The 17,986-nt window shown below is 71.3% G+C and carries 13 protein-coding genes; 1 reads left to right on the top strand and 12 read right to left on the bottom strand.

Annotated elements, in window-relative coordinates; genetic code table 11:
- Positions 1–48 precede the first annotated feature (48 nt).
- The 10 genes from ACLQ26_RS26305 to ACLQ26_RS26260 form a co-directional block, all read right to left on the bottom strand.
- Entirely contained in the window at positions 49–2,487 is a 2,439-nt protein-coding gene (locus tag ACLQ26_RS26305) for a right-handed parallel beta-helix repeat-containing protein (protein WP_425746978.1), read from the bottom strand.
- Positions 2,488–2,542: 55 nt separating this feature from the next.
- Positions 2,543–2,848, bottom strand: coding sequence for a hypothetical protein (locus ACLQ26_RS26300; protein WP_425746977.1), 306 nt, complete (start codon positions 2,846–2,848; stop codon positions 2,543–2,545).
- The gene (locus tag ACLQ26_RS26295; protein ID WP_425746976.1) at positions 2,841–3,293 is read right to left on the bottom strand and encodes a YbaB/EbfC family nucleoid-associated protein; all 453 of its coding nucleotides are present in this window, start codon (positions 3,291–3,293) and stop codon (positions 2,841–2,843) included. The genes ACLQ26_RS26300 and ACLQ26_RS26295 overlap by 8 nt, the downstream gene beginning before the upstream one ends.
- A complete protein-coding gene (locus ACLQ26_RS26290) occupies positions 3,286–4,212 on the bottom strand; it encodes a hypothetical protein (protein WP_425746975.1) in 927 nt (308 codons plus the stop codon). Before ACLQ26_RS26290 ends, ACLQ26_RS26295 begins: the two co-directional genes overlap by 8 nt.
- Before the next feature lie 3 nt (positions 4,213–4,215).
- Entirely contained in the window at positions 4,216–7,089 is a 2,874-nt protein-coding gene (locus ACLQ26_RS26285; protein ID WP_425746974.1) for a hypothetical protein, read from the bottom strand.
- Between the two features lie 83 nt (positions 7,090–7,172).
- Positions 7,173–7,475 carry a WXG100 family type VII secretion target gene (locus ACLQ26_RS26280; RefSeq protein WP_425746973.1) on the bottom strand — a complete coding sequence of 101 codons (303 nt, stop codon included), beginning with the start codon at positions 7,473–7,475 and terminating at the stop codon, positions 7,173–7,175.
- 29 nt (positions 7,476–7,504) lie between these two features.
- Positions 7,505–7,828 carry a hypothetical protein gene (locus ACLQ26_RS26275; protein WP_425746972.1) on the bottom strand — a complete coding sequence of 108 codons (324 nt, stop codon included), beginning with the start codon at positions 7,826–7,828 and terminating at the stop codon, positions 7,505–7,507.
- Positions 7,829–7,959: 131 nt separating this feature from the next.
- Entirely contained in the window at positions 7,960–9,372 is a 1,413-nt protein-coding gene (eccB, locus tag ACLQ26_RS26270) for a type VII secretion protein EccB (RefSeq protein ID WP_425746971.1), read from the bottom strand.
- Positions 9,372–10,769: a type VII secretion integral membrane protein EccD gene (gene eccD, locus ACLQ26_RS26265; protein ID WP_425746970.1), complete on the bottom strand. Its 1,398-nt coding sequence runs from the start codon at positions 10,767–10,769 to the stop codon at positions 9,372–9,374. Before eccD ends, eccB begins: the two co-directional genes overlap by 1 nt.
- Before the next feature lie 9 nt (positions 10,770–10,778).
- Positions 10,779–11,681, bottom strand: coding sequence for a hypothetical protein (locus ACLQ26_RS26260; RefSeq protein ID WP_425746969.1), 903 nt, complete (start codon positions 11,679–11,681; stop codon positions 10,779–10,781).
- A 184-nt stretch (positions 11,682–11,865) separates the two neighbouring features.
- On the opposite strand from ACLQ26_RS26260, the gene eccCa reads away from it, so the two are divergent.
- The gene (gene eccCa / locus ACLQ26_RS26255; RefSeq protein ID WP_425746968.1) at positions 11,866–15,840 is read left to right on the top strand and encodes a type VII secretion protein EccCa; all 3,975 of its coding nucleotides are present in this window, start codon (positions 11,866–11,868) and stop codon (positions 15,838–15,840) included.
- Positions 15,841–15,855: 15 nt separating this feature from the next.
- Here eccCa and mycP read toward each other — a convergent pair whose 3' ends face one another.
- The gene (gene mycP / locus ACLQ26_RS26250; RefSeq protein ID WP_425746967.1) at positions 15,856–17,046 is read right to left on the bottom strand and encodes a type VII secretion-associated serine protease mycosin; all 1,191 of its coding nucleotides are present in this window, start codon (positions 17,044–17,046) and stop codon (positions 15,856–15,858) included.
- A gap of 5 nt (positions 17,047–17,051) precedes the next feature.
- Positions 17,052–17,960 (bottom strand): zf-HC2 domain-containing protein, encoded by a 909-nt coding sequence (locus tag ACLQ26_RS26245; protein WP_425746966.1) that lies wholly within the window; start codon positions 17,958–17,960, stop codon positions 17,052–17,054.
- Between the last annotated feature and the right edge of the window lie 26 nt (positions 17,961–17,986).

Below are 17,986 nucleotides of genomic sequence, written 5' to 3'. Positions count from 1 at the left end.
GGGATGGTAGGGGCCGGATGTTTCCGGCGTGCTGCCTAGGGCCGACCTTCACGCGCCCGCAACGCCGGCCCCGATGACTGCGGTCGGCAGATCCTCGGCGGTGAGCAGGGCCAACTCGGCGTTCGTCACGTCCGACGCGGTCGCCAGCCGGGATGCCTGCAGGTCCGCCATCCGCTCGAAGACCTTGCGCGCCTCACGGCCGTTGCCGAACGTGCCGTCCTTGGGGATCCGGTCGAAGTGGGTCAGCAGCGCCGACGCCGCGGCGGGGTCCAGTTGGTAGTCGTGCCGGCCGCACTGGTTCTCCACGATGGTCACCAGTTCCGCGGGCGTGTAGTTGGCGAACTCGATGGTCCGGCTGAAGCGTGACTCCAGGCCGGGATTCGCCTGGAGGAAGCGTTCCATGTCGGCGGAGTAGCCGGCGGCGACGACCACCACCTCGTCACGGTGGTCCTCCATCAGCTTCACCAGGGTGTCGATGGCCTCCCGGCCGAAGTCCGGCCCACTGCCGCCGCGGCTGTTGCTCAGCGTGTACGCCTCGTCGATGAAGAGGACCCCGCCGAGGGCGGAGTTGAACGCCTCGGTCGTCTTGATGGCGGTGCCGCCGATGATCTGCGCGACGAGATCGGCGCGGGCCACCTCGACGAGGTGCCCCTGACGCAGCACCCCGAGTTCGGCGAGGATCCGCCCGTACAGCCGGGCAATTGTGGTCTTGCCGGTGCCGGGCGCGCCGGCGAACACCAGGTGCCGTGCCATCGGCGGGGCGGACAGGCCGGCCTCCTGGCGGCGCTTCGACATCTTGTTCAGATTGATCAGCGAGGTCACCTCCTGTTTCACGCCGTGCAGCCCGACGAGGGACTGCAACTCGCGCAGGGGGTCGGAGCCGCGGGAGACAGATTGTCGATCCTCGACGGGCGGTGTCGCGGTGGCCGGGGCGCTCGCAGCGGCAGCCACACTGACCGTGCCGTACGCGTCGGGGAGCCCGTTGCGGGAGCTGGTCAGCTCCTCGACCGACAACTGGCCGTCCGGAACTGTCTGCCGCAGTCCGGAACCCTGGTTGTCCCGCACCGCGCAGCCGGTCACCCGCACCGAACCGCCGGTCCGCACCGCGATGCCGTCGCCGCCGTTGCCTGTGAACTCCGAGTCGACCGCCGCGCCCCTCGACTCGTCGCCGAAGACACAGCCGTCGCCCTGTGCGCCGTGCACCCGACAGCCGGTGAGCGAGATGTCCCCACCGGAGGCAACCGACACGCCCTCCGCGCCCGCGTCGGCGATGTCACAGTCGCTGAACGAGGCCGTGGCCCCGGCGACGACCACCCCGGCGGCGGCGCTGCCGCGCAGGCTCAGCCCACTCAGCGACGGGTGGGCACCGCCGCCGACCGATACGCCGACGTCGCCGCACCGTTCGATTGTGAGATTCTCGAACCGGCCACGGGCACCGTCGACGATCTCGACCGCCGCACCGTCGCAGCCGAAGACCTGCAGGCGGTGGAAGAACGGGTCGGCGCCGCCGTCGAGGTGGACCCCCGCCTCCGTACAGTCGCTGACCACCAGGTCGGTGAGGTCGGGCGTGCCACGGTCGCCGATGCTCACACCGACGCCGGAGACCTTCGTGGCGATGCACGCCTCGAGCCGCCCGCCCGCGCGCCCGGTGAAGCGAAAGCCGGTACGCCGTGTCCCACTCACCCGGCACCGACGAAGGGTCGGCGCGCAGCGCTCCCCGACGAAGACACCGTCGGCGGCACAGCCGTCCACGATGCAGTCGTCCAACGTGCAGGCCCCGGCGGTGGCCAGGTAGAAGCCGACGCCGTTGGTGTTGCGGACGCTCAACCGGCGCACGGTGATCTCGGACTGCTGCTCGGCGGCGAGCGCGGGCTTGCTCGTGCCGACGATCTCGGTGTCCTCGATGGAGATTCTGCCGTGGCCGTTGAGGCAGATGCCGTTGCCGCGTGCGTCCCGGACGGTGCACGCCCGTACCCGCAGATCGCCGCGCTCGGCGACGACGACGCCCGAGGTACCGAGTCGCTCTATCCGGCAGTCGTCGAGCACGCTGCCGGCGGAGGAGGTGACGACGACCCCGGCGCCGACCTCGTTCGTCACCAGGCTGCCGCGCATGGTCAGTGACCCACCGTCCCGGACGAAGACGGTGGCCCACGACGACGAGGTCAGCTCGCACTCGGTGACGCTCAACTGGCCCGCGGCCAGCGCGAGCGCCGGACTGTCGGCGTCGGTCGCGATGATCGACAGTCCGGACAGCGCGGCCGACTCCGCGGCGAGTACGACAGGGATACCGCTCGCGGCGGTCACCTTCACGGTGCCCGGCCCATCCTCGGCGGTGATGGTGACGATCTTCGTCAGCACCAGGTTCTCGGTGTAGCTGCCAGGTTGCACGCTGATCACCGACCCGTCCGACGCCGCCGCCAGCGCGTCCGTGAGCGTCCGGTATCCGGAGACGGCCGACTGGGTGACGGTGATTCGCCGCTGGTTCACGCTCGCCCTACCTCCATACGACACCGGGTCTTCCGACGCGGCCGGTTACGCGGACCTACGAGAGGTTGGCGCTGTTGTCGATGTCCTGGTTCACGAGCGCCTCGATCGCGCCACGTCCCTCGCGGGCCAGCTCCTTGACGGACTCGCTCGCCGTCCCGATGTAGCCCAGCACCAGTTCGACGTTGGGCTCCCGCTGCTTTGCGAACTTCCGACCGTATTCGTCGCTCCCCCACGGCTCGGGGAGGCTCGTCCGGATGTTCTTGACGCGCGAGAGGGCCTCGTCGATCTCGTCGGCGACGGCCTCGACCACGTTGAAGAGGTGCCGGGCTCCACCCGGGTCGATGCCGGTTTCGTCAGCCATCGATCCTGCCCCCCTCGCCCTTCGCGGCCCGGGCGATCGACGGAAGGTCGATCGCGGAGGTCATCAGCGATCCGACGACCTCGTTGAGGTCGAGCTTCCCGCCGGCCAGCTCACCGAAGGACACGCCGGGCAGCACCTCCCCGCCGGCCATCTCGTCGATCTTTCCGAACGACTCGGCGCGGCCCCGGCGCAGGGTCTCGAACAGCAGGCTGCTCAGCTCGTTCGGTGCCATGCTGCGGTACTTGGTGTTGTGGAACGTCAGCTTGACCAACTCACCCCGACCGTCGAAGGTCGCGGTGAGCATCTTGTTCGGCGACTCGATTGTGGTGCTCGTCTCCCGCATCTTCCGCTGGAACTCCTCCAGCTTGCGCTGCTCCTCGGCGAGCATGGCGAAGACCGAGTTCAGCCCTCCGCCACCCGGTCCGTGGTCGGTCCCGTCAGCCATGTCCGTCACCCTTCTTCGCGTCCCCCAGCTCCTTGCGGAGCCCTTCCCGGATGTGCTGGTCGACGTCCTTGCGGCCGAGCACGTTCCACCCGGCGTCCGCGTCCTTCCACACCGCGGCGTCGCCCTGGGCGAGCGTGCTGCCGCGCCGCTGCCCCCCGTTCTCGTACTGGGTGCCACCCATGCCACCCATGCCGCCCATGCCGGCGCCCATTCCCCCGCCCATGCCCCCGCCCATGGGCATGAACGGCATCATCGGGTAGCCGCCGCCTCCCCCGCCGCCACCGCCGGGTGGCGGAGAGACGGCCTCACCGGGCTGACCGGCCCTGATCGTCGGTGCCGCCGGTCGGAAGAGGTCGACGGCGTCGGAATCCGCCGCGAGGACGACCTCCGCCAGGTCTCCCCGCGCGGACGCGGCGAGGGCCCGGGAGATCCCCGGCTCGTCGACGGTGACGGCCGCCGGCGGGGACTGGCCGCCGAGCCCGAGCCCGACATCGCGGTACGTCTCCGAAAGCCCCTGCAGGACGACCCGAGCCTGGTGGTCCCATACGTCCTCCGGGCCGGTGTCCGCCGCCCGTTGAGCCCTCAGCTCACGTATCCGCGCCTGCCCGGCGCCGAGGGCGTTCGCGGTGACCCGCAACTGCTGCCCGCACTCCGCTTCGTCCAGGGCGTGCACCAGCTGCCGGGTCCGGCGCAACGGCTCCCCCAACCGCACGCTGGCGAACCGGGTGCTCCGCCACGAGTCGTCGAGGTCGCCCAGCGCCCGGTCGAACGACTCGGCGACCGCCCGCAGAACCCGTCGGGCATCGTCGAAGAGACGGGCGCACGTCTCGACGTCCGCCGGGGACGCCGCGTCGAGAGCGAGAGCGATGTCGTGCAGTGTCTGCGGCTGCTCGCCCAGGCCCCTCCTCGCGGTGGTCACGGGTCAGTCCCTCCCCACGGCCCTGCTGGAGACGGCGTCGCCGTCGTCGCCCCACATGCCGTCCTCGCCGACGAGCCAGGTGTTGCGTTCGCGGTCCCGGTCGCCCTGGCTGCCCATGCCACCGCCCATCGGTGGGGACATCGGCATCCCGGACCCGAGGTTCTGGCCGGCCTGGGAGCCGGCCGCCAGCGCGGACTGCGACAAGCTGCCGGGATCGCCCGAGGTCACCGGGGCCAGTTCGAGCGGGGCAGGCAGGTTTTCGCCGCCCTTGCCGCCGCCCTCGCCCCCGCCGGAGCCACCGGAACCGCCGTCGGGACCACCGCCGGGACCACCGCCGGGACCACCGCCGGGACCACCGCCGGGACCACCGCCGGGACCGCCGCCGGGGCCGCTCTCGCCGGAACTGGCCTTGCCGTTCAGGAAGTCCGAGATGGACGACTGGTCGCCGCCCTCATCGATCAGGTCGTCGATGGCCTCGTCGGCGGCCTCCTTGGCGTCGGTGAGCGCCTCAACCCGTGCTTCGCGTTCTGCCGCCGTCTCGCCCTCACCCTTGCCGGACTGCTCATCCTTGATCATCTCGTCGAGCGCGTCGGTGACCGACTCCTTGGCCTCGACCAGGGCGTTGTCCCGGGCCCTCTCGTCGGCTGCGTCGCCTCCCTCGCCCTGACCGCCGTCGCCGTCGCCCTTGCCCTGACCGCTGTCACCCCGGCCGCCGTCGCCGTTACCGCCCTCGCCCTGACCGCCGTCGCCGTCGCCCTTGCCGCCCTCGCCGTTTGCGCTCACCAGGTCGTCGATGGCGTCGTCGGCAGCCTGCCGTGCGTCCTTGAGGGCATCGTCGCGCGCCTGCTCGGCGTCGGCGTCCGCGCGTTCACCCGAGGTGTTCCCGTCGCCGAGGCCGTCGATCGCTGTGTCCGCCGCCTTGGCGGCCTGCTCGAGCGCGTCGTCGGCGGCCGATCCGCCCGTGCCCGAGAGGTCTTCGATGGCGTCATCGACTGCCCTCTGCGCCTCGTCGAGCGCGTGCTCGCGTGCCTCCCTGGGCGTGGCGTCACCCGCGCCCTCGTCCTTCAGGTCCTTGATCGCCTCGTCCGCAGCCTCCCGGGCGTCCTCCAGCGCATCCTTACGGGCGGCGTCGTTCTCCGGGTCGCCGGTGGGCTCGCCGATCAGGTCCTCGATCGCCTCGTCCGCTGCCTCCTGCGCGTCCTCCAGTGCGTCCTTGCGCGCCTCCTCGGCGGCCGGGTCGGCGGACGACGTCGGCGGGACCCCGTCCCTGTTCTCGCCGTCCCCGCCGGTCAGCCCCTCGATCGCGTCGTCGGCCGCCTCCCGGGCATCCTCCAGCGCGTCCCGGCGTGCCTCTTCCTGAGCCTCACCGGGGCTGCCCGAGCCGGAACCGGGGCTCTCGGGCCCACCGGAGGTCGGCGGTTTCTCGCCCGCACCGCCCAACAGCCCGTCGATCGCGTCGTCGGCCGCCTTGCGCGCGTCCTCCAGCGCGTCCTTGCGTGCCGCGCCAGCGCCGGGCTTCCCGCCCGTGCCAGCGCCGGTCGGCGTGCCGCCACCGCCCGTGGTGGGCGGGGCGGAACCTCCCGCGCCGAGCCCTTCGATCGCGTCGGACGCTGCCTTCCTTGCGTCCTCCAGCGCGCCGTCGCGTGCCGGGTCGCCGGACTTGAGGTCATTGATGGCATCGTTCGCCGCGCCCTTGGCCTCTCCGAGTGCCTTGTCCCGCGCGTCGTTGCCACCGGGCGTGCCGCCGCCACCCGCGGGTGCTCCACCGCCGGAGCCCGACGGCGCCTTACCGCCGGAGCCTGTCGGTGCTCCGCCGCCAGCGCCGGAGCCCGCACCCGTGGGCGCCTGCGAGGTGGTCGTGATGCCGTGGGTCGGCGGCGACTCACTTCCGGACCCGTTGGCCAGGCCCTCGATCGCGTTCGTCGCGGCCTTCTCCGCCTCGTCCAGCGCGGCGTCGTGGGCGGGGTCGCCGTTCTTCAGATCGTCGATGGCCTCGGACACCGCGTCCCCAGCCTCGTCGAGAGCCTTGTCACGGGCGTCGCTGTTCTTGCTGTCGCCACTGCCACTGCCACTGCCACCGCCGCTGCCGCTGCCACTGCCACTGCCACTGCCACTGCCGCTCGTGTCCTCGTCCTCGTCTTTGTCTTTGTCCTTGTCCTTGTCCTTGTCCTTGTCTTTGTCCTTGTCGTCGCCCTTGCCGCTGCCGCTGCTGGTGTCGACAGGCTTCAGCAGAGCGACGTCGAGCTTGGGCAGCCGGCCACCGATCTCCAGGTACGTGGCGGACAGCTGCATCATCAGGGCGCGGAGGTTGGACATGGACCACCTCTCACCGGCCTGGTACGCCTGGCCCCAACCGCGCTCCTTGTCGGCCTGCATGCCGCTCTTGTCGTCGACGTCGGCGTAGATCCTCTCGATCTCCGTGGTGACCCAGTCCCGGAGCCGGTCGGTCAGACGGTGGCCGGTCTCGACGATGTCCCAGAAATCGCGGCGGAACCCCACGATGGCGTCGCCGACGTTGCCGATCCTGGTGCCGTAGTCGTTGCCGTCCAGGACGTTGTAGACGCCGGTCCTGCTCTTGGCGATCAGTTCGGTGACGTGCGTGTCGAAGGCGGCGGCCGCGTCTCCGGCGAAGGCCGGCTTCGCCCCGCCGGTCAACTCCTTGGTCAGCTTCTCGAAGTCCTCGAGAACGAGGTCGAGCTCGATCCGCGCCTTGTTGAACGCCTGCTCCGCCTCGGACCACCCGCCCTCGGCGTCCGGGCCGGCTTCGGTGAGGTCCGCGACGAGCGGGCCGATCTGGGTCCAGACGTGATAGTTGCCGAACGTCTCTCCCGTCGGCGGGCTCTTCTCGTCAAACGACCCGACTTCACCCGATGCCACGACTCCCCCACCGATCGGACCTTCACGAACTGCCGGACGGACGCCGAGGAGCCGGCAGGCTCCCCGGCGTCACCACGCTGCGCTCAGCGGTTGCCGAACCGGTTGCCGGAGCGGACGTCCTGCTCCTTCATGTCCTCGGCGTTGAGGCCCAACGTCTTGGCCAGCTCCGCGACGATGGTGTTCATGTCGGCGAATTTCCGCTCGATCTCCGCGGCGAGATTGTTGTAGCTCGCGGCGGCCGGCCCCTTCCAGTTGTCCAGGGCGTTGCCGACGTTGGCCGCGAGCGTCTCGATCAGGTGCTCGACGTTGCGGTTCACCCCGTTCATCTGGTCGATGCCCTCGAGAATGTCGTCGTACCGGTAGGTGATGAGATCACCGTTGGCCATTCCGATCTCCGTTCCGATCGCCTGTCGACTCAGATGTCCTTGAGAATGTCCTGACCAACGGCGGAGACACCGCCGGCGTTGACGTAGTCCTGCTCGTCGAAGTCACCCACGGTGCCGTCCACGTTGCCGGCCATCTCGCCGAGGTCGGCGACGATGCGGCTCACCTCGTCCATCCAGGCGTCCCGGGCGGAGAGCAGCGCCCGCATCATGGCGCCGTTGCAACTGTCATCCAGCACGTCGACCGCGGCGCTGAACTTCTGCCTCTCGGCACTGACGAGGCTCGCCGTGTCGTGATGTTGCCGGGCCACACTGTTGGCGACAACCGGATCGAGCTCGGTATTCGGACTGGTCATGACGTCCTCTCTCCGCGTTGGACTGTTTAGGGAGCCGTATTCGATGACTGGTAGGGCTCATGCAACCAGCCGCCGCAGCCCCGGCACCGGGTCGGCGGGCCGGCCGGGCCCCTTCTCGGGGATATCCCCCGTCAACCGCCCCAGGTCTGGCTCACCAGCGCCGCTGCCGGATCCAGCACCGGGCCGGTCGGCAGCAGTTCCAGCAACTCGGCCGGGACGTCGACAGGCGCGGCGCCTGCGTAACCGAGCGCCGCGGCACCACTTGGCGGCAACGGGAACTTCACCCCGTACTCGGAGACGAGGTAGAGCGCCCCGCCCCCGCCCGGCGCGTACGGGTTGCGAGCCAGCACCCCCGTGCCGGCGGCGATCAGCACCCGATCCACTGTGCCTCCCGCCGCGACAGCTGTCCGCGGCACCGGCAGGGCGTCCCGCACCGCCGACGTCGCCACTCTGGTCAGGCTCACCGTCACCGTCTCCTTCGACGGCCGGAAGCCCACACACGGCAGCGTCGACGGTCCGCTCACCGGCTTCGGTGGCTCGGGCGGATAGCCGTCCACGAACTCCGCGCTGCCGGTGACCGTGGCGCCCGCCAACTCGTCCGGCCGCACGGGGATCGGCGCGATCACGCCACCGGTGTACGCCTTCCGGATCGCCGGATCCGCGAGGACCAGGGCCGCCGCGGTACGGCTCAACCGCACGAAGCCGTCGGAGCGGGACAGGAACATCTCCGGCACATCGCTCGCCGGATTCCGTACTTCGTACACCTGACCGATGACGCTGGCCCGGCCGCCGATCGACGGCCCCGCGCTGCCGCGGCCGCCCACCTCCGGAGAGGCGAGGTCCCGTCCGGCCGGAACGGGATTGAGCCACGCCGGCGTCACGAAGACCGGTTCCACGGCCGCGTACCCCAGCGCCACCGCGGCGCGCTCGTCCAGGCGGTAGCGGCGTCCCTGCCAGACCAGGTAACGCTGCCGGTCCGCCGTCACGACCAGGAATCCCTCCCGGTCCGTCAGCGCGACCGGCGTGGTGAGGTCGCCCAGCAGCAGCGTGGTGGCGGCCGCGCCGGAGGGCTCGGGCGGCTGGGCGCACACCGTCCACGCACCCGAGTGGAGACGTTCCGCCACCGGCACCGCGTCCGGCGCTCCCGGTATGCCGATCGGGGCGCCCACCGGCACACCCTTCAGCGAGTTGCGGGAAACCTGCACCAGGCGGGCCGGAGTGCTGCTGCCAAGCACCAGACGGGCGGTGGCGTAGTTGAGTACCGGTCGGAGCTGTCCCTCCAACAGCAGGTAGCGGGCACCGGTCTCCTTCACCGCGATGACCACGCCCGCCTGCCGCCACGACGAGTCTCCACCGGGCCGGAAGATGCCGTAGATGCCGAAGCCGCCGGCGACCACGATGGCGAGCAGGATCCCGATGACCATGCCGAGCACCGGGCGGTAGTTCGGCGGCTCGTGCGGGTCGGGCCGGCCCTGCATGACGGCCGAGTTGAGGCGGCTGACCGTGTAGAAGTACGCGTGTACCTGATCCTTGCGGGACTCCATCAGCTGGCCCAGGCCCGGACCATCTGGTAGACCCCGAGCACCGCGGCGAGCACCGGGACCAGAGCCACCGCGAGGAGGATCTCCAGGATGTCCACGGCACGTCCCCAGTAGGGTCGCAACCGGCGACCGGGCAGGGTGGCCGCCGCGGTCAGCAGCGCGCCGGCGCCTGCCACCACGGCGGGCACCAGGACGGCGGCGCGCGCCACGTCCTGCTGGTCGGCGGCGTACCGCACCAGGGTGCAGAGGACCAACGCGACGGCCGGGATCATCGTCGCCCAGCGTGCCAGCATGCCGGTCAGATGCCGGGCCCTCATGATCAGCAGAGCGGCGGCCACCAGCGCCAGGATCATCGCCCAGCGTCCCCCGGACGCCAGCAGTGCCGCGGCGATCAGGACCTGAGCGGCGCCCACTCCGATCGTGAGAGCGGCCAGGTACGCGAGGCCGGCGGCTCCCCGCTCGGTCACGACCCGGTAGGGCTCGGGGTCGATGTCCTCGGAGAGCTGCTCGGGCTTGCCCGGCAGCAACGGCAGTGTCAGCCCGCCGAGGCGGAACGCCGCCGGCGGCAGCATCAGCGCCCCCACCATCGAGAAGACGAGCCCACAGGCGGCGGCTTCCTGCGGGGTCACCGGGCCGGCCCCGGCGAGCAGCGCCGGAACGGCGACGCTCACCGCGAAGGCGAGCGCACCGGTGAAGAGCAGGCCGGAGTCGGCGACCGCGGAGAGCCCCGCGGAGAGCGTCACCAACGTGGCGAGTGCCGCCAGGGTGATCCGTACCGCCGGTGACGAATGGGGGGCGATCGCCGCCGCCCCGAGCCACCCGGCCGTCGCCGAGTACGTCGCCGCCGCGAGCGCCAGCAACGTCCCGGTCTGTGGGTCGGGGACCGCGCGGCTGACCAGGCCGGCCGCGGCGAGGAGCACGACGGCCAGCGCCGCGGCGACAGTGGCGCGCACCACCGCCGGCCCGCCGAGCCAGAGCAGCACCAGGCCCACGGCAAGGACCACCGCACCCTGACCGAGCAGCATGGCGCGGGTCCGGGCCACCGTCCACTGCCACTGGCTGGTACGCGCCTGCTCCCCGACGCCGTCGACCAGGTCGTCGAAGTCGATCGGTGGCAACTGCTCGGCTCGCGGCCGGAAGTGCAGGGCCTCGCCGTCGAGCAGGTTCAGCTCGACGGCGGAGCGTTCCTCGTCCAGCGGCGGCGCGCCGAGGCGCTGCACGACCCATCCGTCATGCTCGGCGCCGTGGTCGGCAGCGTCCGGGTTGAGCTGGAGCAGCACCGCCGGCAACAGGTCGACGAGCGGCGCGTCGCCGGGAAGGGCCACGTCCACGGCACGCGCGCCCAGCACGAACCGGAGGCGTACGGGCGCCGAGAGACGCGGCGCGGTCAGCCGTTCCATGCCCGCGGGTCAGTGCTTGTACGGACGATAGATGCGGCCGTCGTAGTAATAGGGCTCCAGGTTCAACCACCAGATCTTCTTACCGTCCGGGCCTGTCTGATGCTCGCCGTCGATGTCGTAGTACCGGTACGTGTTGCCCCGGAAATCGTCGTCGTTGGCCGGGTCATGCGTGTACTGCTCCCCCGACGGCTCGTGATGCGGATCGAAGTTCTCGCCGGTCGAAAGCTTCGACTCCGGCTTCGTGTCCTCGGGCTTCTTGTCCTCCGGCTTCTTCTCCTCCGGCTTCTGCTCCTCCGGCTTCTGCTCCTCCGGCTTCTCCTCACCCTTCTCGTCGAGCCTCGAGTCGGGGTAGCCGTCGGTGTCCTTCAGGGTCGGGCTCTCGCGGAGGTCGAGATCCTTGTCGTCCTTCGGGCCGACATCCTTGACGTCGAGGAAATCGTCCATGCCCATGATGTCGCCGGGCTTGAAGGGTTTGACCAGGTCCTTCGACGGGTCGATCGTCAGCTTGTCCGGGCTGGAGTCGTAGTCGCCGGTCTTGTAGCTCGACCTCTCCTGCACCTTCTCCGGCGTGAACTCGGCGTCACCCATGCCGGTGACCACCTTCTTGGCCTCCTTGTTGAACGCGGCCACCGCGTCGGCGTTGGACCCGTCGATCAATTCGTAACCGTCGGCGATCTCGTACAACCCGGTATTGATCTCGTCGAACGCCCGTTGCAGGTACTTCACGTGTTCGATGATTCCGTCGCGACGGTCGATGAAGAGATCCTCCAGCCATACCGCCGCGTCGAACGTGCCGGCGTTCGGTTCCAGATCGGTCAGCTTGTTGAAGACGGACTGGTGGTCTTCCAGGAGGTTGCCGATCTTCTTGCCGATCTCCCGCAACTGTTCCGGGCTAACCTGCGTCTCCGCCACAACCGCCCCCTCCTGCTATGGTCACTTCTGTTCATTTCTCGGTGCCGGTCTGCCCTCCACAAGCGAGACCGGGCCCTTCCTCCGGCGAGAGCCGAATCCCCAGGACGGTAGGCCCACAGCCGTACGCCCAGCGCGTGCTCGGCGGGCGACGGGCCGATCGGAGGGAATTCCCTCACCGAAGGAGATGAACGTGGGCACGGTGTTGTACACCCGCAAGGCCCGCCGGGCCGGTCCCGTCGCACCGGCCGAGGAGATCGCGCTCCAGGAGCCACCGGTCATTCCCGAACCGGCCGAGCGGGGTCTCAGCGCGGTGCTGATGCTGGCGCCGATGGCCATCGCCTCGCTCGCGATGGTGCTGATGTTCCTCCGACCCAATGCGGGCGCACTGGCCTACATCGGCGTCTGCCTGATGGTGCTCTCCGCGGTCGCGATGATGATCGTGCCGCTGCTCCGCAACGCCGGGCAGCACAAGCACCGACTCAACGGCGAGCGCCGCGACTACCTGCGCTACCTCGGCCAGGTCCGGCGCAAGGTGCGGGCGGCGCTCGTCGAGGAGCGCCGGGCCGCCCGCTGGCTGCACCCCGACCCGGGCGCGCTGTGGTCGATGGCGCTGAGCCAGCGGCTGTGGGAGCGGCGCACGGCACACGGCGACTTCGGGGAGGTACGCGTCGGCCTCGGCACCCGACGCTCCACCGTGCGACTGGCCGCACCGAACAGCAAACCGCTGGAAGACCTGGAGCCGCTGGCGGCGCACGCCCTGCGCCGGTTCCTGCGGGCGTACTCCACCCTGCAGGACGCGCCGATCGCCATCTATCTGCGCGGCTTCGCGCGGATCGGTCTCGGCGGCGACGCGTCGGTGGCCCGGTCCACGGTGCGCGCGATCCTGGCCCAGTTGACCGTCGCCCACTCCCCGCAGGACCTACAGGTGGTGGTCGCCGCACAGGGGCCCGAATGGGAGTGGGCGAAGTGGTTGCCGCACGTGCAGGACGACACCGTTCCCGACGTCACGGGCACCCGACGGCGGTTCGCTGCCGACGCGACCGAGATCGAGGAGGTCCTCGCCACGCTCGGCGTGCAGGACCGGCCCGGTTACGAGCCGGACACCCCCGTCACGGCCGTCGAGCCGTTCGTGGTGCTGGTCCTCGACGGGCCGCGCCTGCCGGTCGGCCACCGCCTCGCCATGGAGGGCTACCGCAACGTCCTCACCCTCGATATCGGCGCCACGCTGGGTTGGGAGGCCCATCCGCACACCCTGCTGGTGCGGGCCGCTGAGCAGCAACTGGACATCGTCTCCTTCGACCACCTCGGCAAGTCGAGCAGCAATCGACTGTGCCGCCCGGACCGGATGGGCGTGGTGGCGGCCGCGGCATTGGCCCGCTCGATCGCCCGCTACCGGGTCGGCGCGGGCTCCGACACCGAAGAGCCGCTGGCCACCGACTACGACCTGGCCGGGCTGCTCCAGCTCGGTGACGTGTCCACGCTTGACCTCGTCGCGTACCGCGCCGGCCGGACGGCAGCCCAGCGGCTGCGGGTGCCGATCGGCATGTCGGCCACCGGCGCCCCGATCGAGCTGGACATCAAGGAGGCGGCCGAGGGTGGCATGGGCCCGCACGGGATGCTGATCGGCGCCACCGGTTCCGGTAAGAGCGAACTGCTCCGCACGCTGGTGCTGGCGCTGGCCGCCCGGCACACCTCCGAGGAGCTGAACCTCGTCCTTGTCGACTTCAAGGGCGGTGCGGCGTTCCTCGGCTTCGAGCGGCTGCCGCACACCTCGGCCGTGATCACCAACCTGTCGGAGGAGCTCGAACTGGTCGACCGGATGCAGGACGCCCTGACCGGCGAGCTGAACCGCCGCCAGGAGCACCTGCGCGCAAGCGGATACCCGTCCCGGCGTGACTACGAGAAGGCGCGTACCGAGGGCGTGGTGCTGGAGCCGATGCCGGCGCTGTTCATCGTCGTCGACGAGTTCAGCGAGATGCTCAGCAGCAAGCCCGAGTTCATCGACGTCTTCGCGATGATCGGGCGGCTGGGCCGGAGTCTGGGCGTACACCTGCTCCTGGCCAGTCAACGTCTCGACGAGGGGCGCATCCACCAGATCGAGACCCACCTGTCGTACCGGATCGGCCTGCGGACGTTCTCCTCGATGGAGAGTCGCAGCGTGCTCGGCGTGCCGGACGCGTACGAGCTGCCCAACGTGCCGGGTAACGGCTATCTGCGACCGGACACCCAGACGCTGATCCGCTTCAAGGGCGCCTACTGCTCCGGACCGTGGCGCCCACCGCACCAGCGTCGCCTCCAGTCCGTGCAGGGCGGGCTCGTCCCGTTCGGCACCGAGCATCTGCGTCCCACGGCGCCGGTGACGCCGGCCCCGGACCCGGATCAGGAGAACGGGGACAAGCCGCCGGTCCTGGCCGACGTGCTGCTCTCCGTGCTGCACGGACACGGCCCGGCCGCGCACCAGGTGTGGCTGCCGCCGCTGACCGAGACCACGACGCTGGAGAAGCTCCTACCGCCGCTTATCGACCACCCCACGCTGGGCCTGGCGCCTGTCGGCGGGTACGGCACCGGCCAGCTCGTCGCGCCGATCGGCCTCGTCGACCTGCCCGCCCAGCAACGACGGGAGCTGCTGGTGGCCAGCCTGGCCGGCAGCAAGGGCAACGTCGGTGTGGTGGGCGGCCCGCAGAGCGGCAAGAGCACCCTGCTGCGGACGCTGATCAGCGCCTTGGCCCTCACCCACACCGCCGCCGAGGTGCAGTTCTACTGCCTGGACTTCGGCGGTGGCGCGCTGGGCGCGCTGTCGCGTATGCCGCACGTGGGCAGCGTCGCCGGTCGGCTCGACCGGGACCGGGTGACCCGCACGGTGCTGGAAATGACGAACCTGATGGCCCGCCGGGAACAGATCTTCGCCCAGAACGGCATCGATTCGATGACCAGCTACCGGCGGGCCCGGCAGACCGGCGCGTACCAGGACGTGGACCCGTACGGGGACGTGTTCCTGGTGATCGACGGCTGGTACACGGCCCGACAGGACTTCCAGGAACTGGATGACCGGTTCGGCGAGATCGCGGCCCGCGGTCTCAGTTTCGGCGTCCACCTGCTCGTCTCCGCCGGCCGCTGGTCGGAGATCCGGCCCTGGCTGCGCGACGTCCTGGGCACCCGGTTCGAGCTGAAGCTCGGCGACCCCGTCGAGTCCGAGGTCAACAGCAGGGTCGCGGCGACCGTCCCGGCGATCCCGGGTCGCGGCATCACCCCGGACCGGAGGCATTTCCTGACGGCCCTGCCCCGCATCGACGGGTACCCGGAGACCGAGGATCTCGCCGAGGCGACGGCCGAACTGGTCGAGGCGCTGGACGTGCCCACCGCGCCGCGCGCGCCGCTGGTGCGACTGCTGCCGGAGGTGCTGCCGGTCGCGGACCTGCCGGCCGCGACCGCACCCACCCGCGAGGCCGAGATACGCATTCCGCTCGGGCTCGACGACGTACGCCTGGCACCGCTGTGGCACGACTTCGACGCCAACCCGCACCTGCTGATCTTCGGGGACACCGAGACCGGCAAGACCAACCTGCTGCGGCACATCGCCCGCAGCGTCGCGGCACATCACCCGCCGGCCGAGGCGCGGGTGGTCTTCGGTGACTTCCGCCGCGAGTTGCACGACGCGATTCCGCAGGCGAACCAGATCGGATACTCGATGTCGGCGGAGCGTCTCGCCGCGACCATGGCCGAGGCCGGTCAGGTGTTGACCGGCCGGCTGCCCGGCCCGGACATCCCGCCGAGTCGGCTGCCCCGACGGGACTGGTGGACCGGCGGGCGGTTGTTCATCATCGTCGACGATTTCGAACTGATCGAGGGCGGGCGGGATTCGCCGCTGCAACCGCTGCTGCCGCTGCTGCCGCACGGCGCGGAGATCGGCCTGCACCTGATCATCGCGCGGAGCACAGTGGGCGCGTCCCGGGCGATGACCAGCCCGGTGCTGCGTCGGGCCTGGGAGTTGGGTTCGCCAGCGGTGCTGTTCTCCTGCCCCCGCGAGGAAGGCGCCTTCCTCGGCAACGTACGGCCACGCGTCCTGCCCACAGCCCGTGGCCAGTACATCGACCGTCGGCGCTCGGTCCGGCTGGTCCAGACCCCCGAGGTGCCGACGCCGGACCAGCCGGAGCGGTGACGTCGTACCGACGGTTCAGGTCGCCGGTGGGCGGCGGACCTCGACGACACGGGCGGGCCGCCAGCGACGTCGATGCCCGGCGGGCATCAGCACGGTGAGCAGCGCGACGAGCCCGGTCAGCACGATGGCCAGGCCCGCGCCGAGGGTGACCAGGTAGCGCCCGATCGGATCCGGGGTGGGCAGGTCGGGATGGCGGGCGGCAGGCACGGGGGCGCCGGGCCCGACGGCACCCTCCTCGGGCAGCACCGTCGCCACCGCCGCGGCCGGGTTGACCACGCCCCAGCCGTACCCCGGGTGCGGCAGAGCGACCGCCGGGTGGTCGGCCGTGACCAGCAGCCGGTGCCGCACCTCGGCGGCCGTCAGCGCCGGTCGGTACGCCCGCACCAGCGCGGCCGTGCCCACCACGAACGGTGCGGCGTAGCTGGTGCCGCTGCCCTGCCAGTGGCCCGGCCCGCCGGGGCCGATGCTGACCACGTCGACACCGGGCGCGGTCAGGCCCAGGTGTCTGCCGGTGCGCGAGAAGCGGGCGAGGGCACCGGTGGAGTCGATGGCGCCGACGGCCAGCACCGTGGGCAGCGCCGCCGGGTAGGCCGGCTGTTGGTTCTGCTGGGTGCCGTTGGCCGCCGCGGCGACGACCACCACGTCCTTGGCCTCGGCGTACGCGATGGCCTCGACCAGGCTGGGCTCCGGGGACCCGGTGCTGGCGGAGATGTTGATGACGTCCGCGCCGGCGTCCACCGCTGTCCGGATCCCCCGGGCGAGCAGCGCCGCCGAGCCGTCGTCCGTGCTGTTGGCCACCCGGACCGGCAGGATCCGCACCTCGGGCGCGACGCCGACGAAGCCGGTTCCCGCGGCGGGGGCCGCCCCGATGATGCCGGCGATGAACGTGCCGTGCCCGAAGCAGTCGTCGTCGGCGGGCGGCCGGCCGGCCGCGGTGAGGTCGACGCCGGCGAGCACCCGACCGTCGAGCTGCGGGCTGTTCGCGGCCACGCCCGTGTCCACGATCGCCACCGTGACGCCCTGTCCCCTGGACAACGACCAGGCCCGCTGCACGCCAAGGCGCTCCTGCGCCCAGGGCACGCCGGTCTCGATGCTCTCCGGCGTCCGCAGGCAGCCGCCGCCGGACGGAGGTGGGGTGGGCGCGGCCACCGGCCAGCCCGCGCCGACCGCCAGGGCCGTCACCACCGCACCGACAAGCGCGCCCACCACGGCTAGCGGGGCGTTGCCGACCGCGAGGCCCGGTCCACGACGGCGACAACCGCGAGGGAACCGTCCGCCGCGGTGACGCTGAACCGGGCGAGGCGGTCGAGCGGCACCGGACAGCCCCGCACCACCTCCTGTTGGTGGTCGGCGCCGGTCACCACGGCCAGTTCCCAGCTCTGCCCGTCGACGTCCGTCACGAACAACCGGTAGGGCGCACCGACCCGCAGACCGGCCACTGTCGCCCGCAGGTTCACGGCGTCGCCCTGCTGCGAGACGGCCACCGACAGCACTGCGCCGCTCGGAGTGTCGGTGGCGTTTGTGACAAGCGTGACGGCGGTGTCGCGACCGTTCGGGTCCGCCACGTCCCGGACTGTCGGCCCGCCCAGGAACGACTGACCGACGAGCAGTCCTGCCGCGATCACGGCCACCACGGCGAGCCCGGCGCCCGCGAGTCTGAGCCGCTGCCGGCGCTGCTTCCGGCCGGGGCGGGTGGCAGGCGTGGGCGTCGAGCGGCCTGGGCCGGTGCTTCCCCGCGTTGTGGCGGGGCCACGGGCCGGGTCGACACCGCGGGACGCGACCACCGGCTCTGCGGCCACAGCACGAGGCTCCGACTCGGGAGCGGGCTCGGGCTCGGGCTCCGGTTCGGGCTCGGGCTCGGGCTCCGGTTCGGGCTCGTCGGCCTGCGCCGACGGTGCCGGGGCGACCCCGAACTCGGCCACCAACTCTCGGCGGTCGAGGTCGGAGAGCAGGGCGAGCATCACCACGGCCTCGCCCAGTCCCTCGGCCTCGGCGAAGCACTCGGCGCAGGTGGCAAGGTGGCTCTCGATTGCCGCGCGTTGCTCCGCGTCCAGCGTGCCGGCCAGGTACACGCCGAGCGCGCTGCGGAGCTGGGGCTCATCGCACACGTCGTCAGCCATGCCGCACCAAGTCCTCTACCCCTCGC

It is taken from the genome of Micromonospora sp. DT43 (genome assembly GCF_049841645.1).
In the GTDB taxonomy this organism is placed as follows: Bacteria; Actinomycetota; Actinomycetes; order Mycobacteriales; family Micromonosporaceae; genus Micromonospora.
This window is presented reverse-complemented; position numbering and strand designations above follow the sequence as displayed.